The sequence below is a fragment of the Saccharomonospora iraqiensis subsp. paurometabolica YIM 90007 genome (assembly GCF_000231035.2).
Classification (GTDB): domain Bacteria; phylum Actinomycetota; class Actinomycetes; order Mycobacteriales; family Pseudonocardiaceae; genus Saccharomonospora; species Saccharomonospora paurometabolica.
In genome coordinates, this window is the sequence record NZ_KI912259.1 from 207496 (window position 1) to 227266 (window position 19771).

The 19771-nt window shown below is 71.2% G+C and carries 21 protein-coding genes; 17 read left to right on the forward strand and 4 right to left on the reverse strand.

What is annotated here, in order from left to right; translation table 11 throughout:
- The 8 genes from SACPADRAFT_RS29260 to SACPADRAFT_RS33465 all read left to right on the forward strand — a co-directional run.
- Nucleotides 1-1744 (forward strand): ABC transporter permease (locus SACPADRAFT_RS29260; RefSeq protein ID WP_007024129.1); only part of this gene is annotated, 1744 nt, incomplete at its 5' end.
- Nucleotides 1744-2667 (forward strand): MBL fold metallo-hydrolase, encoded by a 924-nt coding sequence (locus SACPADRAFT_RS0221900; protein ID WP_007024128.1) that lies wholly within the window; start codon nt 1744-1746, stop codon nt 2665-2667. The genes SACPADRAFT_RS29260 and SACPADRAFT_RS0221900, both read left to right, overlap by 1 nt.
- A 5-nt stretch (nt 2668-2672) precedes the next feature.
- Nucleotides 2673-3719 carry an ABC transporter substrate-binding protein gene (locus SACPADRAFT_RS0221905; protein WP_007024127.1) on the forward strand — a complete coding sequence of 349 codons (1047 nt, stop codon included), beginning with the start codon at nt 2673-2675 and terminating at the stop codon, nt 3717-3719.
- A gap of 34 nt (nt 3720-3753) precedes the next feature.
- Nucleotides 3754-5031: a cytochrome P450 gene (locus tag SACPADRAFT_RS0221910; protein WP_007024126.1), complete on the forward strand. Its 1278-nt coding sequence runs from the start codon at nt 3754-3756 to the stop codon at nt 5029-5031.
- Complete coding sequence (locus tag SACPADRAFT_RS0221915; RefSeq protein ID WP_007024125.1) at nt 5028-6263, forward strand: cytochrome P450; 1236 nt, start codon at nt 5028-5030, stop codon at nt 6261-6263. The genes SACPADRAFT_RS0221910 and SACPADRAFT_RS0221915 overlap by 4 nt, the downstream gene beginning before the upstream one ends.
- A gap of 243 nt (nt 6264-6506) precedes the next feature.
- A complete protein-coding gene (locus SACPADRAFT_RS30960; RefSeq protein ID WP_007024124.1) occupies nt 6507-7412 on the forward strand; it encodes an IS5 family transposase in 906 nt (301 codons plus the stop codon).
- A 48-nt stretch (nt 7413-7460) separates the two neighbouring features.
- On the forward strand, nt 7461-7949 hold the full coding sequence (locus SACPADRAFT_RS0221920) for a hypothetical protein (protein ID WP_007024123.1): 489 nt from the start codon (nt 7461-7463) through the stop codon (nt 7947-7949).
- A 202-nt stretch (nt 7950-8151) separates the two neighbouring features.
- On the forward strand, nt 8152-8313 hold the full coding sequence (locus SACPADRAFT_RS33465) for a hypothetical protein (RefSeq protein WP_233357248.1): 162 nt from the start codon (nt 8152-8154) through the stop codon (nt 8311-8313).
- Nucleotides 8314-8469: 156 nt separating this feature from the next.
- On the opposite strand, the gene ligM is transcribed toward SACPADRAFT_RS33465, so the two are convergent.
- The 3 genes from ligM to SACPADRAFT_RS0221940 form a co-directional block, all read right to left on the reverse strand.
- The gene (gene ligM, locus SACPADRAFT_RS0221930; protein ID WP_007024121.1) at nt 8470-9870 is read right to left on the reverse strand and encodes a vanillate/3-O-methylgallate O-demethylase; all 1401 of its coding nucleotides are present in this window, start codon (nt 9868-9870) and stop codon (nt 8470-8472) included.
- Between the two features lie 73 nt (nt 9871-9943).
- A complete protein-coding gene (locus SACPADRAFT_RS0221935) occupies nt 9944-10657 on the reverse strand; it encodes a 4-carboxy-4-hydroxy-2-oxoadipate aldolase/oxaloacetate decarboxylase (protein WP_007024120.1) in 714 nt (237 codons plus the stop codon).
- Entirely contained in the window at nt 10654-11376 is a 723-nt protein-coding gene (locus SACPADRAFT_RS0221940; RefSeq protein WP_007024119.1) for a PIG-L deacetylase family protein, read from the reverse strand. The genes SACPADRAFT_RS0221935 and SACPADRAFT_RS0221940 overlap by 4 nt, the downstream gene beginning before the upstream one ends.
- 321 nt (nt 11377-11697) lie before the next feature.
- On the opposite strand from SACPADRAFT_RS0221940, the gene SACPADRAFT_RS0221945 reads away from it, so the two are divergent.
- From SACPADRAFT_RS0221945 to SACPADRAFT_RS29270, 9 genes are all read left to right on the forward strand, one after another.
- A complete protein-coding gene (locus SACPADRAFT_RS0221945) occupies nt 11698-13065 on the forward strand; it encodes a glycine cleavage system protein T (protein ID WP_007024118.1) in 1368 nt (455 codons plus the stop codon).
- 81 nt (nt 13066-13146) lie between these two features.
- Complete coding sequence (locus SACPADRAFT_RS0221950; protein WP_007024117.1) at nt 13147-14055, forward strand: methylenetetrahydrofolate reductase; 909 nt, start codon at nt 13147-13149, stop codon at nt 14053-14055.
- Nucleotides 14052-14945, forward strand: a complete 894-nt coding sequence (gene purU / locus SACPADRAFT_RS0221955; RefSeq protein ID WP_007024116.1) for a formyltetrahydrofolate deformylase — start codon at nt 14052-14054, stop codon at nt 14943-14945. Before SACPADRAFT_RS0221950 ends, purU begins: the two co-directional genes overlap by 4 nt.
- Nucleotides 14942-15835 carry a bifunctional 5,10-methylenetetrahydrofolate dehydrogenase/5,10-methenyltetrahydrofolate cyclohydrolase gene (locus SACPADRAFT_RS0221960; RefSeq protein WP_007024115.1) on the forward strand — a complete coding sequence of 298 codons (894 nt, stop codon included), beginning with the start codon at nt 14942-14944 and terminating at the stop codon, nt 15833-15835. Before purU ends, SACPADRAFT_RS0221960 begins: the two co-directional genes overlap by 4 nt.
- Nucleotides 15832-16176 (forward strand): protocatechuate 4,5-dioxygenase subunit alpha, encoded by a 345-nt coding sequence (gene ligA / locus SACPADRAFT_RS0221965; RefSeq protein ID WP_007024114.1) that lies wholly within the window; start codon nt 15832-15834, stop codon nt 16174-16176. Before SACPADRAFT_RS0221960 ends, ligA begins: the two co-directional genes overlap by 4 nt.
- Nucleotides 16169-17035, forward strand: a complete 867-nt coding sequence (locus SACPADRAFT_RS0221970; protein WP_007024113.1) for a class III extradiol dioxygenase subunit beta — start codon at nt 16169-16171, stop codon at nt 17033-17035. The genes ligA and SACPADRAFT_RS0221970 overlap by 8 nt, the downstream gene beginning before the upstream one ends.
- Nucleotides 17032-17736: an alpha/beta fold hydrolase gene (locus tag SACPADRAFT_RS0221975; protein WP_007024112.1), complete on the forward strand. Its 705-nt coding sequence runs from the start codon at nt 17032-17034 to the stop codon at nt 17734-17736. Before SACPADRAFT_RS0221970 ends, SACPADRAFT_RS0221975 begins: the two co-directional genes overlap by 4 nt.
- 17 nt (nt 17737-17753) lie before the next feature.
- The gene (locus tag SACPADRAFT_RS0221980) at nt 17754-18032 is read left to right on the forward strand and encodes a muconolactone Delta-isomerase family protein (protein ID WP_007024111.1); all 279 of its coding nucleotides are present in this window, start codon (nt 17754-17756) and stop codon (nt 18030-18032) included.
- Between the two features lie 91 nt (nt 18033-18123).
- The gene (locus tag SACPADRAFT_RS29270) at nt 18124-19458 is read left to right on the forward strand and encodes an MFS transporter (protein WP_007024110.1); all 1335 of its coding nucleotides are present in this window, start codon (nt 18124-18126) and stop codon (nt 19456-19458) included.
- Between the two features lie 70 nt (nt 19459-19528).
- Here SACPADRAFT_RS29270 and SACPADRAFT_RS0221990 read toward each other — a convergent pair.
- Nucleotides 19529-19771, reverse strand: a 243-nt coding sequence (locus tag SACPADRAFT_RS0221990; protein WP_007024109.1) for a PucR family transcriptional regulator, incomplete at its 5' end; no start/stop codon positions are given.

Sequence of the window (19771 nt, forward strand, 5' to 3'; positions counted from 1 at the left end):
CGCGCAGGGACCGCCCGCCCGCCGGGGTCTGCGCTCCCGCCTGCCCCGGCCGTTCGACGCGGTCAGCCTGGGGGTCGCGCTGCTGCTGATCGCCGTCGTGCTGGTGCCGCTCGGCCGGGTGGTGCTGGGCATGTTCTGGGTCGACGGCGGCCCGACCCTGACCCCGATCCGCCGCACCCTGGAGACCCCCGGGCTCGCCGACCTGCTGCGCAACACCGTCCTGATCGTGCTGGCCAGTACCGCGGTCGCGTTCGTGGTGGGGGTCGGCCTGGCGTGGCTCAACGAACGCACCAACGCCCGGATGGGGCCGTTGACCGACTCGTTGCCGCTGCTGCCGTTCCTGCTGCCGCCCGTGGCGGGCGCGGTCGGCTGGGTGATGCTGCTGTCCCCCCGCGCCGGGCTGCTCAACAGCTGGATCCGGGACGTGCTCGCGGTCTTCGGCATCTCCGCCGAATCCGGGCCGTTCGACATCCACAGCTGGTACGGCCTGATCATGGTCTACGCGTTCTACGCCGTGCCGTTCGTGTTCATGAACGCCTCCGCGGGCCTGCGCAACCTGGACTCCTCGCTGGAGGAGGTCTCCCGGCTGTCCGGTGCCCGCACCCTGCGCACCCTCCGCACGGTGACGCTGCCGGTGGTCGCGCCCAGCCTCGGCGCGGGCGCGCTGCTGAGCATCTGGTTCGGCATGGGCATGTTCTCCCTGCCCGCCATCGTCGGCACCCCCGCCGACATCGAGGTGCTGTCGGTGCGGATCGTCGAACTGCTGACGTTCACCTACCCGCCGGACACCGAGGTCGCGGTCGGGCTGAGCGGGTTCGTCATCGTCTTCGTCGGCCTGGCCTACTGGCTGCAACTGCGCATCCTGCGGCGCGGTCGGCACGCGACCGTCGGCGGCAAGGGCGGCGGCGCCCGCCGCATCGACCTCGGCGTCTGGAAATGGCCCGCGCGGGCACTGATCGCCGGGTACGTGCTGCTGTCCACGGTGCTGCCGATGCTGGCCCTGGTGCTGGTCTCGCTGAACGGCTACTGGACCCCGGACATCGGCTGGGGCGAGCTGAGCCTGACGGCGCTGCGGGACGCGGTCCTGGACGACCCGGTCACCCGCGAGGCGCTGGGCAACAGTCTGGTGCTCGGTGTCGTCGGCGGGCTCGTCGGCATCCTCGGCGCCGCGGTCGTGGCGCTGTACGTGGCACGCCGCCGCACCCGGCTGGCCACCACGATCGACGCGGGCATCAAACTGCCCGCCGCGGTGTCCAACATGGTCATCGCGGTCGGCATCCTGCTGCTGTTCGGCGGCGCCCCGTTCATGCTGTCCGGCACGCTGGTCATCCTGCTCGTCGGCTACCTGGCCCTCTACCTGCCGCAGGCGTCGGTGGCCGCCGACGCGGCGGTCAGCGGGGTGGGCAAGGAGCTGCCCGAGGCGTCGGCGGTCTCCGGCGCGAACGCGTTCCGCACCTTCCGCCTGGTGTACCTGCCGCTGATGATGCCGGGACTCGTCGCCGGCTGGGCGCTGCTGTTCATCCGGATGGTCGGTGACCTGACCGCGTCGGCGATCCTCGCCGGCACCGGCAACCCGGTGGTGGGCTTCCGCATCCTCGAGGTGTTCACCAGCGGCTCGTACGCGCTGCTGGCGTCGCTGTCCACGGTGCTGGTGCTGGTCACCGGGCTGGTGCTGGCCGCGGTGCTCGCCTACAGCAGGCGTGCCGCCCGCCGGGGTGTGGACACCAAGGTCGGGGGCGTCTGATGCAAACCGTGCTGTTGGGTGCCAAGGGCGGGCCGCGACTGCTCGCCGACCGGTGCGGCCCCGGCCAGCTCGTCGAGCACGACGGCACCACCGTGCTGATCGACGCGGGCGAGGGCGTGGTGTCGCAGATCCTGCGCTCCGGCCGGGACCTGTCCGAGCTGGACGCCGTGTTCGTCACCCACCACCATTGCGACCACAACGTCGCGCTCGGCAACGTGCTGATGGGTTACTGGGTCAGCGGGGGGCGGCGACCGATCACCGTGTCCGGGCCGCCGCCGCTCGGCCGGATCGTCGGCGACCTGCTCGCCGCGCACGCGGAGGACATCGCCACCCGCGTGGTCGACGAGGGCCGCACCGACCTGCGTGACCTGGTGCGGGTCCGGGAGATCCCCGTGGACACCGCACCGCGGACCGACACCGCACCGCGGACCGACACCGCACCGCGGACCGACACCGCCGCGTCGGCCGGGCCGTTCACCGTCGGGTCGCTGACCGTCACGGCGGCACCGGTGCACCACCCTCCGATGCCCGCGCTCGGATACCGGGTCACCGATGACGCCGGGACCGCCGTCGTCGTCTCCGGCGACACCGCCCCGTGCGCGTCGCTGGTCGAGCTCGCGCGCGATGCCGAGGTGCTGATCCACGAGGTCCTGCACCCGGACTTCCTCCGTCCCGGTGCCGCGTCGGGCAACACCCGATGGCCGGCGCTGCGGCGGCACCTGCTCCGCTCCCACACCAGCGTGTACGAGCTCGGGCGCGTCGCCACCGACGCCGGGGTCGGCACGCTGGTCCTCAGTCATCAGGTCCCCGGCACCGGCGTGTCCGAACGGCAGTGGCTCGCCCCGGTGCGCGCCCGGTTCGACGGCACGGTCCTCGTCGGGCACGACCTGATGTGCCTCGAATCCACACCGTCGTGGAGGTAACGACAATGCATTCCCGCACCCGGTCCCTCACCCGGCGCGCCCTCGCCCTCGGCGCGAGCGTCGCGCTCATGGTCGGCCTCGCCGCCTGCGGCTCGGACTCGTCGGCCGGATCCGGCACGGCGAACGTCACCGACCCCGAACTGCAGAAACTCGTCGAGGCCGCGCAGGAGGAAGGCACGCTGACGCTGTACGGCGTGCCGGACGAGGCCGTGCTGCAGGCGCTCGGCGACCGGTTCACCGAGCTCTACGGTGTCGAGGTCGAGCCGGTCCGGCTGGTCTCGGCCGACCTGTCGCAGCGGTTCTCCTCGGAGGCCGACTCCGGCGCGCCCGCCAGCGACGCCATCCTGCTCACCCACTCGCCGTTCTTCGGCGACGCGCTGGACAAGGACTGGCTCACCCCGGTCTCCGACGCGGGCATCCCGGACCACCCCGGGGACTACCCGGAGGAGTACCTGGAACGCGACGGTGACATCCCGATCGTCAGCCTCGTGCAGACCAGCATGGTCTACAACACCGATGCCGTGTCGCAGGCACCGACGTCCTGGAAGGCCTACGCCGACCCGGCGTACCGGGGCAAGCTCGCCATCGCCGACCCCGCGACGTCCCCGGCGAACCTCGCGTTCTGGCAGCTGATGCGGGACGAGTACGGCGACGACTTCCTGCGCGCCATCGCGGCGAACAACCCGAGCTGGCAGAACAGCGCCGTGCCCGGCACCCAGGCGGTCGCCGCGGGGGAGGCCGTGCTCGGCCACCCCGGCGTGGAGGCGATCGTGCGCAACCTGCGGGACTCCGGCGCCCCCGTGGACACCACCGTGCCCGGGCCCTCCACCGGGCCGGAGATCGCCCTCGGGCTGACCGCGAACTCCGAACACCCGAACGCGGCGAAGCTCTTCGCGCACTTCGTGCTCTCCGAGGAGGGCAGCACGCTGCTGGCGGAGGAGTCGGGCGCGGGATCTCCGTACGGCACGAATCTGACCGAGGGCTTCGCCCGTCCGGAACCCGTCTCCGCGGAGCAGGAGAAGGCCATCACCCAGTTGCTCGGCACGGAATGACCCCGGCCGGGACCACCCCAGGGAGGTCACCCCGATGACGCCCCACCCCACCGACGACCGCACCGACAGCAACCACGACCCCGCGCAGGACCCCGCGACGGCCACCCGCGAGCTGACCGACGACTTCGACCCCCGGGCGCCGGAGACCTTCACCAGCGCCCACGAGCTCTACCGGGAGATGCGCGCGCACTGCCCGGTCGCGCACAGCGAGGGTTTCGACGGCGGCTTCTGGGCGCTGTTCCGGCACTCCGACGTGAACCGGGTGCTGCGGGACGTGGACACGTTCACGACCTCGGTGCAGAACACGGTGCCGAAGTTCGCCTTCACCGGCAGGCGCCCACCCCTGCACCTGGATCCGCCGGAACACACGGCCTACCGCCGGGTGATCAACCGGTTCTTCACCCCGACGAAGATGCGGGCCCTGCACCCGACGGTGCGGGAACTGGCGGTCGAACAGCTCACCCCGTTGATCGAGGCGGGTGCGGGCGACATCTCGGTCGACTACGCGCAGAAGTTCCCGGCGCTGGTGTTCGCCGAGTTCTTCAACCTGCCGCGGGAGCTGTCCACCCGGATCAAGGAGATCAGCGCCGCCTACGTCGCCGCGATCATCGCCGTGGACGACGAGACGGTGAAACAGCTCAGCGGCAAGCTCTACGCCATCGCGCAGGACGTGATCGACCAACGCCGGGCCGAGCCGATGGACCCGGAGGCCGACCTCACCACCGCGCTGACGCAGGCGACCTACGAGGGCGAGCCGCTGCCGCCGGACATGGTGCTCGGCTGTGTGCGCCAACTCCTGGTGACCGGCATGGTGGCGCCGAGCGTGTTCATCGGCAACATGTTCGTGCACCTCAGCCGCGACCCGGAGCTGCAGACGACCCTGCGGGAGAACCCGGACCGGATCCCGGCGGCCGTGGAGGAGTTCCTGCGCCTGTACGGGCCGTACCGGGGGATGGCGCGCACCGCCCGGGAGGACGTGGTATTCAACGGGCGGCTGATCAAGGCCGGGGAGCCGATCGCGCTGGTGTACACCTCGGCCAACCGGGACGAGCGGGTGTTCCCGGACGGGGAGAGCTTCGTGTTCGACCGGCCGAACCTGTCCGAGCACATCTCGTTCGGCGCCGGGGTGCACAGCTGCCCCGGGGCGCCGCTGGCGCGGATGATGCTGACCACCACCCTGGAGGAGGCGCTGGCCCGCACCGACGACTTCGCGGTCACCGGGGAGATCGTGATGGCGAAGTGGGCCGAGTGGGGCACCAACTCGGTGCCGATGCGGTTCGTCCCCGCCGGGGGAGGTGCCCGCGGCGCATGAACCCGGAGCAGGCCCCCCGCACCGGCGACGGTGCGGGGGGCGACCCCGCCCCCGCCGGGAGCGACTTCGACCCGACCGGGAACCCGCACCCGGACGAGGTGCACGCGATGTACGCGCGGCTGCGCCGGAGTTGCCCGGTGGCGCACAGCGACGCCTACGGCGGGCACTGGACGCTGAGCCGCTACGCCGACATCCGGGCCGCCGCCGAGGACTCGGCCACCTTCCTCTCCTCGGTGCGGGCGGTGGTGCCCAGCGACCCGCGCGGCCTGCGCAGACCGCCGTTGAATTTCGACGCCCCCGCGCACACGCCGTACCGGCGGGCGCTGGACCGCACCCTGCAACGACGGCGCGTCGAGGGGCTGGAACCGGCCCTGGCGGCGCACGCCCGGCGGGAACTGGAGCCGATGCTGCGGGCGGGCGGCGGCGACGTCGCCCAGGAGTACGGCGCGCGGTTCCCCGCCTGGGTCACCGTGGAGTGGCTGAACCTGTCGTCGGACGTCGCCCCCGTCCTGGCGCGCACCGCGGCCCGCTGGGTCAACGCCTGGCGCGAGCAGGACCCGGACGAGGTCAACCGGAACAGCGAGCGCATGTACGACCTGGCGCGCGAGCTGGTGGCCGACCGGGAGCGGGACCCCCTGCCGGTGGAACGGGACCCGGCCAGCTCGCTGCTGGCCGAACGGCCCGACGGGCGCCCGTTGGAGCGCGAACAGATCGTGGGCGCGCTGCGCCAGTCGCTGGTGGTGGGCATGGTCGCGCCGCCGATCGTGCTCGGCTCGATCTGCGCCCACCTCTCCGACGACCGTGCGCTGCAACAGCGGCTGCGGGCACACCCGGAGCTGCTGCCGGAGGCGCTGGAGGAGTTCCTGCGGCTGTACACGCCGTACCGGGGATTCGCCCGGACCGTGTCCCACCCGGTGACCCGGCACGGCCGCACCATCCCCGTCGGGGAACCGGTCACCCTGCCGTACGCCTCGGCGAACCGGGACGGGACCGTGTTCGACGAGCCGGACACGTTCCGCCTCGGCAGGCCCAACCTCCGCGAACACCTGGCGTTCGGCCGGGGCAGACACCGGTGCGCGGGCATGCCGCTGGCCCGACTCGGCCTCCGCGTCGCACTCCGCACCCTGCTGGACGGCACCGCGGACTTCGCCCTGGCGGGCGAGATCGAGGGCGCCCGGATGCCCGAGGTCGGCGCGGTGTCCGCTCCCGTCACCCTGCGTCCCCGAGCCTGACGGCGGGTGAGGTCCCGGGCGGAAGGAACAGCTCGGGGCGGTAGTTGTGGAGTGGTGAATCTACCTGCGTAGGGGGTTCGGATGAGCGATCGTTCGAGATCCTGGCCTGGTTACCGGGCTCGGTTAGCGCCTGTTTGAAAAGTGGATCTTCGTTGGTGGTGGGTGCGTGTCGGTCAATGGAGATAGGTGAGGTCTCCGGTAGATGGGTCAACGACCAAGAAGACCATCACCACCGGAGACCTCGTGGGCACGGTACCCGCGGGTGCTCGTCATGACCTCACCGACACGCAGTGGCGGCTGTTGGAACCGCTGTTGCCTGCGGTGAGTGAGCGTGGACGGCCCCGAACCTGGACCAGACGGCAGTTGATCGATGGGATCCGATGGCGGATACGGACCGGGGCTCCGTGGCGGGATGTGCCGGAACGGTATGGGTCATGGCAGTCGGTGTATGGGTTGTTCCGGGAGTGGCAGCGTGCGGGTATGTGGGCCCGGATCGTGCAACGCTTGCAGCGATGGGGTGACGAGGCGGGCTTGATCTACTGGGACGTGTCGGTGGACTCCACGATCGTGCGCGCCCACCAGCACGCTGCGGGTGCTCGCCGGGATCCGAGTGCCCAGGTGGAGCCGCCCGGTGCTGAGCCTGCCGGCCACGCGCTGGGCCGTTCTCGTGGCGGGTGGACCACGAAACTACATCTCGCCTGTGAGCAGGGACGTAAGCCGCTGTCGACGGTGATCACCGCCGGGCATCGGGGAGACAGCCCGCAGTTTGTGCCGGTCCTGCAACGCATCCAGGTCCGTCGGCCCGGTCCGGGCAGGCCCCGCAGCCGTCCGCACCGGGTGTTGGCCGACAAGGCGTACTCGTCCCGGGCCAACCGTGCCTACCTGCGCCATCGTGGTATCCGGGCGACCATCCCGATCAAACGTGACCAGCAAGCCCACCGACTCAACCGCGGATCACGCGGTGGACGACCACCAGCGTTCGACCCCGAGGCCTACAAGCAACGGCACCCCGTCGAATGCAGCATCAACCTGCACAAACAACACCGCGGGTTCGCCACCCGATACGACAAGCTGGCCTTACGCTTCGAAGCCACCACCACCATCGCAGCGATCAACATCTGGCTCCGCCGATTAGTAAACACGCTCTAGTAGGGCCGTGGGTGGCGACGTGCGAAGTTCTGAACTATCGTAGAACTCATGGCGGCCGTGATCCCCGAAGTGAACTTTTCCGACCTCTCGAGGTCCGGTGGTGAGGTGCTGGACAAGGTTTCCAACTCCCCTGCCCGTGCTGTACGGGTACGCCGCCGCGACGTCGCCGACGACGACCTGGTGTTGATGACCGAATCACGTGCACGTGACGAGCACGAGGTCATGTCCGCCACGACGCGACTGTTCGTGGCGATGATGCGTGACAACGATCGCGCTCGGAGCCTGCTCATGGACGTCCTGCCGACAGCGTTCCCGTGGGTACGGTTCCTCCCTCGCGAGGACGTGCAGGCATTCGTTGTGGAACTGGTGCAGACGCTCGACGCCGCCGAGGACCTGGACCAGAACCCTGCGCCGGTGCTCCAGGTGATCACTGAGTGGCGGAACACCGCTCACGTGCATGCCGATCCGGAGCTGAAGGCACTCCTGACCGCGGAAGGCGAGGACGCCGGACCGGTCGAGCCGCCGCGTGAGCGCTAAGCGTGACGACCGTGCCGGGCCACCTCCGCCCGGTACGCCGGCCCCGTTTCCTACCGATGAGGAGTGGGACGTTCGATTCCGCAGCACACGAGCTGCAAAAGGCTGGGAGGAACTGCTTCGGCAGGCGCCACGGAACGCAGGGAACGCATGGCTGCAGATGCGCCGCAATCCCGGGGGTGAGAGGTCGCGCCGCCATCATCCGTTGAAGGGATCGCTCGCGACGATACTCGTCGACGGGCGCGAACTCCCGCGCTGGCAGTACGAAGTGACGGGTGGTGCCCGGGTCTGGTATTTCATCGATGCCGAACGCCGCACGGTGTGGGTGCAGTATGCGGGCACCGGGCACCCGAAGATCACTGAGTAGTCGCCTCGCACCGGAGACGACGCCGGGTGAGGTCGGTCCGTTCCTGAGACAGGGACCGGAGAGTTCGGAATGGAAACCGGGGGCGGAGCGGTGTCCGGCTCCGCTCCGCCCCCGGTCGTCGGCCGCCCGGGGTCTCCGGGCGTGGTTCTTCCCCGCTCAGGCGGCGTTGGTGCGCCAGCCCGGGCGGTAGTCCTCACGGGCCATCGCCGAGTACGGCGCCGGGCTGACCACGGCGCGCACGGAGAACTGCTCGTGCGGCTCGACGGTGGACTTGCGGGTGCCGCCGTCCGGCTCGCCCCACACGACCCGCACCTCCGCGCCGTGCGGCACGTCCGGGTTCACCGTCGCCAGCGACAGCGCAGCGCGCTCGTTGGCGCTGTAGCCGGTGAACAACGACAGACCCACCTGGTTGCCGTCCGCGTCCACCACCGAGTCGAAGTTCGACGAGCCGTAGTTGGCGTTGGGCAGGTCGAAGAACTGGTAGTCCGGCTGGTCCGGGCGCACCGGGGAGGACAGCAGCGTGCTGACGTCGTCGGCGTTCCACGCCAGGGTCACCTTGCGGCGCTGGGCCGACGGGTCGATGTTCTCCAGCGCGTCCCGGCCGACGAAGTCGTGGTCGAACTTGACGAACGGGCCGTAGCCGAGCTCCCACGGGTTGAGGTAGTAGTCCTCGATCCGGTCCGAGACGAAGCTGCCGGCCAGCGCGTTCATCGCCTCGTAGCTGTCCGCGCCCAGCCACTCGCGGTAGGCGCGCATCTCCTCGCTGGTGTAGACGGCGGGCAGCGGCGACGGGATCCAGCCCGACTCCAGCGTGTTGCAGGAGTAGGCGCGGGCACCGGCCGGTTCGATGCCGAACTCCTGCCCGGCCTCCAGGATCGTGTCGCGGACCTTCTCGTAGGTCTCGTACGGGCCCCAGATCTCCAGGCCGGGGGCGCCGGCCATGCCGTGCCGCAGGCTGCGCACCCGCTCGTCACCGACGTTGAGGTGGCCCATCCGGAAGAACGGGATCTGCTCGACGGGTCCGCCGTTGACCTTCTCGATGACCTTCCAGGCGTTCGGTCCCTGGATCTGGAACCGCCACAGGTCGCGGGTGACCTGCTTGCCGTACGGGCGGGACGGGGAACGCTCGTCGCGGCGCAGGTCGACGTTGTAGCCCTGCTCGGCGCGGAAGGTGAGCCAGTTCGCCACCGGTGCGCGGCCGACGAAGACGAACTCCTCCTCGTCCAGCCGGAACAGGATGCCGTCGCCGATCACCCCGCCCTCGGGCGAGACCGGGATGAACTGCTTGGCCGAGTTCACCGGGAACTTGGCCACGCTGTTGATCCCGGTCTCGGAGATCAGCCGCAGCGCGTCCGGGCCGGAAATGAACAGGTTGACCATGTGGTGGGTCTGGTCGAACAGCACCGCGGTCTGCTGCCAGGCCTTCACCTCACGGCGGAAGTTGCTGAACTCCGAGGGCACCACCGGGTAGATGTAGGCGCCGAGCTGCGAGTTGCGCAGCAGGTCCACGGTGTTGCCCGCGTTGTCGAGCACTTCCTGCAGGTTCTTCGGGCTCATGGGTCCGTTCGTCTCCTTCGACGTGGTTGACGGTGGGGGGATCGGGTCGGGGCCGGGGGAGGTCCGACGGGGGTCAGAGGCCGTATTCCTCGGCGCTGACGTAGCGCACGCCGAGGTCGGCCAGGGTCTGCCGGAGGCCGTAGCGGTCCAGGCCGAGTTCGCCCGCGCGGAACGCGGTGCGGGAGGCCTCCTCCTTGTCCACCCGCGCCTGCGCGGCCCGCAGCGCGTGCTCGACCTCGGGGCGGGGCACGACCATCGTGCCGTCGTCGTCGCCGAGCACCGCGTCGCCGGGACGCACGATCTGCCCGCCGACGACGACGGGCACGTTCACCGAACCGGGCGTGGCCTTCACCGTGCCCTGCGCGCTGACCGCGCCGGAGAACACCGGGAAGTCCATCGCGTGCAGGTCGGCGATGTCCCGGACCCCGCCGGTGGTGATCAGTCCACGCACCCCGCGCCGCTGCAGCGCGGTGGCGAACAGCTCACCGAACGCGCCGTCGGTGGACGGCGACGTGGTGGTGACCACCAGGACGTCACCGGGGGAGCACTGCTCCACCGCGGCGTGGATCATCAGGTTGTCGCCCGGCCGGCACAGCACCGTGACGGCGGTGCCGCCGAGGCGGTAGCCGTGGTGCGTCGGCCGGATGCCCGGGCCGAGATAGCCGGTGCGGCCCAGGGCCTCGTGGACGGTGGCCACGCCGTACCCGGCGAGCGTGGCGACCCGGTCCGGGTCGGCACGCGGCGGGTCGGTGACCACGACGGTGCGGGTCTCGGGGGTTCCTGTCACGCCAGCTCCTCGGTGACCTGCGGGTAGAGACGCATGTACGCCTCGGCCTTCGTCGCGTGCGGCAGGCCGAGATTCGGCCCCGCGTTGCGCTTGAGCTGCACGCCGCGCCGGGTGGCCAGGTCGGTGTAGTAGTCCCACATGTGCTGCTGGGCGGGCAGGCACTCCATCGCCGCGCGCTTGGCCTCGAACACCGGGCTGATGTCCAGCAGGGTGTCCGGCTTGAAGTCGCACTGCTCCGGCTGGTGCGGTTCGAAGAAGAACACCGGCGGCGCGCCCAGGGGTTCGCCGGGGGCGTCGTAGCCGATCGCCTGCGCCAGCACCCGCGCCTGCAGCGCCATCCGGCAGGCCGCCGGGTGGTCCTGGTTGTACGGGTCGGCCTGCGGGTGGGTCAGCACCACCGACGGCTCGACGTCGCGGTAGACGTGGACGATCCGGTCGACGAGCTCGGGGCTCTCCAGCAGCGGGTAGTCGCCCGCGTCCAGGAACTCGATCTCGGCACCGAGCGCCCCGGCGGCGGCGGTGGCCTCCGCGCGCCGGAGGTCCTTGATCTCGTCGAGCGACTTCCCCTCGCGCCAGGCCTTCGCCGACTCGCCGCGTTCCCCGTAGGACAGACACAGCACCTTCGCGCGTTGTCCCCGGGAGGTGGCCAGCGCGATGGCGCCGGCGGCACGCCAGACGAAGTCCCCCGCGTGGGCGCTGATGACGAGCAACGAGCTCATCGGCGTCCCCTCCTTGTCGATTCGGGCAGCTCCACCGAGCACGGTATGGGCGCGAGCCCGCCGGACGTGACGTCGCAGCGGCCCGTTCCTGCTACGTCATTCGTCCCGGTGGGCGGGGTGAAATGTGGCCGTTCCGGGGGCGGTGGCCGGGCGGCCGCGGGTGTCTGCGTCATTTGTCGCGGTCAACTCGGTTCCGATGCCGGACGAGACACGGCGGGTGGTGGGTTTCACTGACCCACGGGCCGCGTACCGGTCCGGATCGATTCCCTATTCCGAGCAGCGAGGCTTGGGCCCCGGTCGCGGGTCCAGGGAGGAGGCGTCATGTCAGTCGAGAGCCTCGAGGCCGCGATCCGGCGCGTGGGATCGTCGGTGACCCTGCTGCGCGATGCGGCCGCCCGGCCGCACACGTTCCCCGTCGCGCCCGAGTTCACCAACTGGCGCTCCGAACAGCACGCCTGGCGCTCGACGTGCGCGCTGCTCGACCAGTCGCACCACATGACCGACCTGTTCGTCTCCGGCCCGGACGCGGCGCGGCTGCTGTCCGACTTCGGTGTGAACAGCTTCGCGAACTTCGCCCCGGGACGGGCCAAGCAGTACGTGGCCTGCAACGCCGACGGCTACTTCATCGGCGACGCCATCCTGTTCCACCTCGACGAGGGGCACTACGACGTCGTCGGCCACCCGACCGTGCCGAACTGGCTGCAGTACCAGGCCGAGGCCGGCGGCTACGACGTCACGTTCGACCGGGACGACAACTCCGCCGACCGTCCGTCCGGACCGCCGCGGTTCTACCGCTACGAACTCCAGGGGCCGAACGCCCCCGCCCTGCTGGAGAAGCTGACCGGCGCGCCGCTGCCCGACGTGAAGTTCTTCCACACCACCGAGTTCACAATCGCGGGCCACCGGGTGCGGGCGCTGCGGCACGGCATGGCCGGGCGGCCCGGCTTCGAACTGTTCGGGCCGTGGGCCGAGGGCGACGACGTGCTCGCCGCGATCCGCGAGGTCGGCGCCGGGTTCGGCCTCGTCCGCGCGGGCGCGAAGGCGTACTCGACCGCCAACCTGGAGTCCGGCTGGATCCCCACCGCCGTGCCCGCCGTGTTCGGCCCGGACGAACAGGGCTACCGCGAGTGGCTGGGCGCCGACGCGCTCGGCTCCCTCGGCGGCAGTCTGCACACCGACGACATCACCGACTACTACCTCACCCCGTACGACCTGGGGTACGGCCGCAACGTCCGGTTCGATCACGACTTCCACGGCCGTGCGGCGCTGGAGCGGCACGCCGAGAATGCGCACCGGCACAAGGTGACGCTGGTGTGGAACCCGGACGACGTCGCCGACCTGGTGCGCTCGCTCGCCGAGCCCGGCACGCCCGCCAAGTACCTCGAACTGCCGAAGGCGCGCTACGCCTTCTTCCACGTCGACCGGGTGCTCGCCGGGGGCGGCGGCGCCGGGGGCACCGATGTGGGGCTGTCCCTGGACGCCGGCTACATCGCCAACGAACAGGCGTTCGTGTCACTGGCCACCGTCGACGGCGCGGCCGCCGAGCCGGGGACCGAGGTACGCCTGCTGTGGGGGGAGGAGCCGAACTCGGCCAAACCCGCCGTCGAACCGCACCGCCAACGCGAGATCCGGGCCACGGTGGCGCCCGCGCCGTACGTGCGCGCGGTCCGCGAGTCCTATCGCCGCTGAACCCCCGACGGGACCCACCGGACCCACCCCGACCCCGCCGACATCGCCCCACCCGATCCGAGACCCAACGAAGGGCGCCGCATGAGCACTCCGTCCGAGGCCACCGGCACGCGCGGGCGCCGGGCCCGGCTCGCCGACCTGGTCCGCAACATCAGCTACGAGGTGATGCCGTTCGCCGGGACCGAGCAGGCCGTGCGCGAGACCGTCCCCACCGAGGTGCCGCTGACCGTCACCGTCACCGAGGCCAAGGGGATCGAGCGCACCCTGGAGGTCACCGAGCGCCTACGCGGCCACGGCTACGACGTCACCCCGCACCTGCCCGCCCGGCAGTTCGTCGACGACGGGCACGTCGCCGACGTCGTCGACCGCCTCGACCGCGCGGGTGTGCGGTCGGTGTTCGTCATCGGCGGCGACGCCCCGACCCCGGCGGGCGCGTTCAAGGACGCGCACGCGCTGCTGGAGGCGATGGCCACCGCGGGCCACCCGTTCACCGAGGTCGGGATCGGCGGCTACCCCGAGGGACACGCCACCATCCCGACCGACGCGCTCGACCTGGCACTGAAACAGAAGGCACCGCGGGCCACCCGGGTGCTGACCCAGATCTGCTTCGACGCGGACACCACCGTCTCCTGGGCGCGCGGACTCGCCGACAAGGGGGTCGACCTGCCCGTGCGGGTCGGTATGCCCGGCCCGGTCAACCGCAAGAAGCTGATGCGGATCTCGGCGGGTATCGGCCTCGGGCAGTCGGCCCGGTTCCTGCGCAAGCAGCAGAACATGCTCTGGCGGTTCCTGCTCCCGGGCGGCTACGACCCGACCCGGCTCGCCAAGCGGCTCGCCCGCGCGGCGTCCGACGACGGCGGGTCCGACGGGACCGGCGACAGCGACGTCCTCACCGGACTGCACGTGTTCACCTTCAACGAACTGGCCGGGACGGAGTCCTGGCGGCAGCGGATGCTGGCCTCGCTTCCCGGGGGGAGGGATCACCGGTGACCGACCACATCGATCACACGGACCACACCGACCACGGACGGCTGATCGTGCGGGGCGAGGACCGCCCCGGCATCGTGGCGAGCGTGTCCGGGGCGCTGACCGAGTACGGCGCCAACATCGTCTCCCTCGACCAGACCTCCAGCGACCCCTCGGGTGGGCGGTTCTTCCAGCGCAGCGTGTTCCACCTGCCCGGGCTGTCCGCGCGGCTGCCGGAGCTGCACGAGGTGCTCGACCAACGGCTCGGCGAGGATCTCGGACTCGAGTTCCGGCTCGTCGAGGCCCGCAAACGCAAGCGCGCGGCGATCTTCGTGTCCAAGGTGGACCATTGTCTGCTGGACCTGCTCTGGCGCCAGCGCCGGGGGGAGCTGCCGATCACCATCCCGATGGTGGTGTCGAACCATCCCGACCTCGGCGACGAGGTCCGCGCGTTCGACATCCCGTTCTTCCACGTGCCCGTGGGGAAGGGGAACAAGGAGGCCGCGGAGAAGGAACAGCTGAACCTGCTCAAGGGCAATGTGGACGTGCTGGTGCTCGCCCGCTACATGCAGGTCGTCTCCGGCGGGTTCCTCGACGAGCTCGGAGTCCCGGTGATCAACATTCACCACTCGTTCCTGCCCGCCTTCGTGGGCGCGGGGCCGTACCAGAAGGCGAAGGACCGCGGGGTGAAGCTGATCGGGGCGACGGCACACTACGTCACCGAGGACCTCGACGAGGGCCCGATCATCGAGCAGGACGTCGTCCGCGTCTCGCACCGGGAGTCGGTGCGGGACCTGCAGCGCAAGGGTGCCGACGTGGAACGGTTGGTGCTCGCCCGCGCCCTCGCCTGGCACGCCGAGGACCGCGTGCTCCGGGACGGCAACACGACCGTGGTGTTCGGGGTGACACCGTGACCGCGCGCATCCTGGACGGCCGCGCCGTGGCCGGCACCCTCCTGGACGGGGTCCGCGACGAGGTCACCGCCTTCGTCGCCGCGCACGGCCGCGCCCCCGTGCTCGCCACCGTGCTCGTCGGCGACGACCCCGCCTCGGCCACCTACGTGCGGATGAAGGCGAACCGGTGCGCGAAGGTGGGGATCACCTCGCGCCGGGTTGAGCTGGACGCCACGATCGACACCGCCGAACTCGTGCGCCGCGTCACCGAGCTGTCCGATGACCCCGGGGTGGACGGCATCCTGCTGCAACACCCGGTGCCGGAGCACCTCGACGAACGGGCCGCGTTCGAGGCGATCACCCCGGCCAAGGACGTCGACGGCGTCACCCGGACCTCGTTCGCGCGGACCGCGTTCGACGAGGGCGGCTACCCGTCGGCGACCCCGGGCGGGATCCTACGGTTGCTCGACGCCTACGACATCCCGCTCGCCGGGAAGCACGCCGTGATTCTGGGCCGCAGCGCGATCCTCGGCCGCCCGCTCGGCATGCTGCTGCTCGGCCGGGACGCGACCGTGACCTACTGCCACTCCCGCACCGACGGACTCGCCGGGCACGTGCGGGCCGCCGACCTCGTCGTCGCGGCCGTGGGACGTCCCGGGCTCGTCCGCGGCGAGTGGATCGGCCCCGGCGCCGTCGTGGTGGACGCGGGCTACGCCGACAACACCGGCGACGTCGACTTCGACGGTGCCGCCGAGCGCGCCTCGGCGATCACCCCGGTCCCCGGCGGGGTCGGGCCGATGACCATCGCCACGCTGCTCGCGCAGACGGTCGAGGCCGCGTGGGCGCACGAGGCGGACCGGGGCGGTGCCGCCGCACCGGTGTCCGCTGTGGACGGAAAGGAGGGGCGATGACCGACGCCCGCGACGACTACCTGCTGGACCTGAAGGCGAGCAGGCGGGGATACGCACTGAACCGGATGTGCGGATCCCTGATGGAACCCGACAACCGCGACCGCTTCCTCGCCGACGAGGAGGCCTACTGCGACGCCTACCGGCTCACCGACGAGCAGAAGCGCGCCGTCCTGGACCGCGACTGGACGGCGATGCTCGAACTCGGCGGGTCGATCTTCTACGTGTTCAAACTGGCCATGGTGGACAAGAAGTCGATGCAGCATCTCGGTGGCGTGTTCACCGGGATGTCGGCGGAGGAGTTCGCCGCGGCCATGCGCTCCGGAGGACGGAAGTTTGGCTGACATCACCTGGGGTCTGGCGACCTCGCACGTGCCGTCGATCGGGGCGGCCATGGATCACGGCAAGACCGCCGACGACTACTGGAAGCCGCTGTTCGACGGCTACGCCCCCGCCCGCGAGTGGATGTCCGGGCACACCCCGGACGTGGCCGTGGTGATCTACAACGACCACGCCAACTCGCTGGGGCTGGACATGGTGCCGACGTTCGCGGTCGGTACCGCCGAGTCCTACGACGTGGCCGACGAGGGGTGGGGACCGCGCCCGGTGCCGTCCGTGCAGGGCGCGCCGGAGCTGTCCGAACACCTCGTGCGCGAACTGCTCGACGACCACTTCGACATCGCGACGGTGCACCGGCTCGACGTCGACCACGGGCTCACCGTCCCGCTGTCGGTGTACAACCCGGAGCCCGGGGACAGCTGGCCGTGCGCGGTGGTGCCGGTGCTGACCAACGTGATCCAGTACCCGCAGCCGACCGCCGCCCGGTGCCTGGAGTTCGGCCGCGCGCTCGGCCGGGCGATCCGGTCGTTCCCGCAGGACACCAAGGTCGCCGTGTTCGGCACCGGTGGCATGTCGCACCAGCTCGCGGGCGCCCGCGCCGGGCTGATCAACGAGGAGTTCGACCGCTGGTTCCTGGACCGGATCCAGCACGACCCGGCGGCGCTGGCCGCGCTGACCCGCGAGGACTACGTGCGCCACGCGGGCACCGAGGGCATCGAACTGATCATGTGGCTGATCATGCGCGGCGCGATGAGCGACGAGATCCGGCGGGTGCACGACACCTACCACGTGCCCGCGTCGAACACCGCCGCCGCGCTGGCGCTGTTCGCCGAGCCCGGCGTGGACGGGGAGGTGGCGTCGTGAGCACGTTCGTCCTGCTGCACGGCGCCTGGCACGGCGGCTGGGTGTGGCAACGGGTGGCGCCCGCGCTGCGCGCCGCGGGCCACGCGGTGTACGCGCCCACGCTCACCGGGGTCAGCGACCGCGCCCACCTGCTGAGCCCGTCGGTGGGGCTGAGCACGCACACCGAGGACGTGGTGTCGCTGATCGAGGCGCACGACCTCACCGACGTGGTGCTCGTCGGGCACTCCTACGCCGGGCAGGTCGTGGCCGGTGTGGCCGAGCGGGTCCCGGACCGGCTGCGCACGCGGGTCCACCTGGACGCGTTCGTCCCCGACGACGGTGACGCGGCGATCGACCTGCTGCCGGAGACGGTGGCCGGGCACTACCGCGAATCGGTCTCCGGCCCCGGGTTCGGCTGGCTCATCCCCGTGCGGTCGCTGGCCAAGCTCGGCGTCACCGAGCAGGCCGACCTGGACTGGCTGACCCCGCGGCTGACCCCGCACCCGTGGCTGACCTACACCGAACCCGTGCGCTGCGGTGCCGCGGCGGCCTCCGTGCCCGCCGTGTTCGTCGAGTGCACCGACTGGATGCGGGTGTTCCAGCCGCAGGCCGAGCGCGCCGCGGACCGGGGATGGCCGGTCCACCACGTCGCCACCGGCCACGAGGCGATGGTCACCGCACCCGCGGCGCTCGCGGACACGTTGCTGTCCGTCGCCGCCTGAGACGTCCGGAGGAGACGATGGAATTCCTGGTCCGCGCCGAGAACCGGCTGCCCGCCGACACCCCGGACGCCACCCGGGACGAGCTCAAGGCCGCCGAACGTGTGCGCGCCGGTGAGCTGCGCGCCGCGGGCGTGCTCAAACGGCTGTGGCGGGTCCCCGGCCGCAACGCCACCGTCGGGCTGTACGAGGCCGACGACCCGGCCGCCCTGCACGACGCGCTCGCGTCGCTGCCCATGTGGAAGTGGATGGACGTGACCGTCGAGGCACTGGCCACCCACCCGCAGGAACGCGGCTGACCCCGCCCCCCACCGTCGTGCCCCGCCCGCGCGGGGCGGGGCACGACACGTCCCCGAACCCCGCTCGACACCCGCTCGACGAGGAGCCCTGATGTCCACCAACCCGTCCACCACGCCGTCCCGGAAACCGGGCACGGTCGCGTTCGCCAGCTACATCGGCACCACCATCGAGTGGTACGACTTCTTCATCTACGGCATCGCGGCCACGCTGGTGTTCTCCACCCAGTTCTTCCCCGAGTTCTCCGACCTCGGGGGGACCCTGGCCGCCCTGGCCACGTTCGCCGTCGGCTTCATCGCCCGCCCCATCGGCGGCATTCTGATGGGACACTTCGGCGACCGGGTCGGTCGCAAATCCATGCTCGTCATCTCGCTGCTCACGATGGGCATCGCCACGAGCCTGATCGGCCTGCTGCCCACCTACGAGACCATCGGCGTGTGGGCCCCGATCCTGCTCGTCGTCCTGCGGCTCGCCCAGGGTGTGGGTGTCGGCGGTGAGTGGGCCGGCGCCGTGCTCATGGCCGTGGAACACGCGCCGCCGAAGAAGCGTTCGTTGTACGGCGCGTTCCCCCAGCTTGGCCTGCCCTCCGGGATCCTGCTGTCCCAGCTGGTCTACCTCGTGCTGACCTCCACCCTGGCCGAGGGTGCCTTCGCCGACTGGGGCTGGCGCATCCCGTTCCTGATCAGCGCCGCGCTGATCGTCGTGGGTCTGGTGATCCGGCTGCGGATCGAGGAGAGCGACGACTTCCAGAAGGTGCAACAGGCCGGCAAGGTCGAGAAGCTGCCCATCGTGGAGGCGTTCCGGACGACGCCGCTGCAGCTGCTGATCGGTAGCCTCGCCTCGATCGCCGCGCCCGCGCTGGGCTACCTGGTGTCGGTGTACATGGTCTCCTACGGCACCGAGCAGCTCGGCCTGCCGAACACGACGATGCTGTGGACGATCGTCGCCGTCAGCGTGCCGTGGATCGTGATGGTGCTCGTGTCGGGCATCGCCGGGGACCGCTTCGGCCGCAAGCGCACGTTCGTCGCCGGTGCCGCGCTCGCCGTGGTGTGGGCGTTCCCGATGTTCTGGCTCGTGGACACCGGGACCGTCCTCGGGATCTTCACGGGCCTGCTGGTGGCCACCGTGGCGAACTCGGTCATGTCCGGCCCGCAGCCCGCACTGATCACCGGCATGTTCCCGGTGCGGCTGCGTTACAGCGGATCGTCGGTGTCCTACCAGGTCGGCTCGATCGTGGGCGGCGGCATCGTCCCGATGCTGGCGACCACGCTCTACGCCCAGTTCGGCAGTACGGTCGCGCTGTCGGTGCTCGTGGCGGTCATCGCCCTGATCAGCCTCACCGCGATCCTCGTCGCGAGCAAGCGGATCCTCGGCGGCCACGGCGACGCCGCGAAGACGGAGCCCGCCCGCGAACCCGCCGCCCGCTGAGCGGCGGCCGTACCCGGTACCGGAGCCGGCCGGTCCCCGATCGGGACCGGCCGGCTTCCGGCGTTCCGGGTCACGGGTCGACCGACAGGGCCAGGTAGAGGTCGACCTGGGTGCGGAAGTCGGTGAGATCCGCACCGAGCAGCTCGCCCGCGCGGGCGAGCCGATAGCGCACGGTGTTCACATGCACCCGCAGGGCGCGGGCGGTCCGGGTGGGCGAGGCCGAGTGCTCCAGGAACACCCGCACGGTGCGGGCGAGGTCCGGGTGCCCGTCCAGCGGATCGAGCACCCGCCGGCGCAGCGCCTCCCGGAGGGC

Excerpts from the sequence above, each read along its gene's own strand:
- SACPADRAFT_RS0221900 (WP_007024128.1), top strand. The coding sequence starts at position 1,744 with ATGCAAACCGTGCTGTTGGGTGCCAAGGGCGGGCCGCGACTGCTCGCC.
- SACPADRAFT_RS0221905 (WP_007024127.1), top strand. The coding sequence starts at position 2,673 with ATGCATTCCCGCACCCGGTCCCTCACCCGGCGCGCCCTCGCCCTCGGC.
- SACPADRAFT_RS0221910 (WP_007024126.1), top strand. The coding sequence starts at position 3,754 with ATGACGCCCCACCCCACCGACGACCGCACCGACAGCAACCACGACCCC.
- SACPADRAFT_RS0221915 (WP_007024125.1), top strand. The coding sequence starts at position 5,028 with ATGAACCCGGAGCAGGCCCCCCGCACCGGCGACGGTGCGGGGGGCGAC.
- SACPADRAFT_RS0221920 (WP_007024123.1), top strand. The coding sequence starts at position 7,461 with ATGGCGGCCGTGATCCCCGAAGTGAACTTTTCCGACCTCTCGAGGTCC.
- ligM (WP_007024121.1), bottom strand. The coding sequence starts at position 9,870 with ATGAGCCCGAAGAACCTGCAGGAAGTGCTCGACAACGCGGGCAACACC.
- SACPADRAFT_RS0221940 (WP_007024119.1), bottom strand. The coding sequence starts at position 11,376 with ATGAGCTCGTTGCTCGTCATCAGCGCCCACGCGGGGGACTTCGTCTGG.
- SACPADRAFT_RS0221945 (WP_007024118.1), top strand. The coding sequence starts at position 11,698 with ATGTCAGTCGAGAGCCTCGAGGCCGCGATCCGGCGCGTGGGATCGTCG.
- SACPADRAFT_RS0221950 (WP_007024117.1), top strand. The coding sequence starts at position 13,147 with ATGAGCACTCCGTCCGAGGCCACCGGCACGCGCGGGCGCCGGGCCCGG.
- ligA (WP_007024114.1), top strand. The coding sequence starts at position 15,832 with ATGACCGACGCCCGCGACGACTACCTGCTGGACCTGAAGGCGAGCAGG.
- SACPADRAFT_RS0221980 (WP_007024111.1), top strand. The coding sequence starts at position 17,754 with ATGGAATTCCTGGTCCGCGCCGAGAACCGGCTGCCCGCCGACACCCCG.
- SACPADRAFT_RS29270 (WP_007024110.1), top strand. The coding sequence starts at position 18,124 with ATGTCCACCAACCCGTCCACCACGCCGTCCCGGAAACCGGGCACGGTC.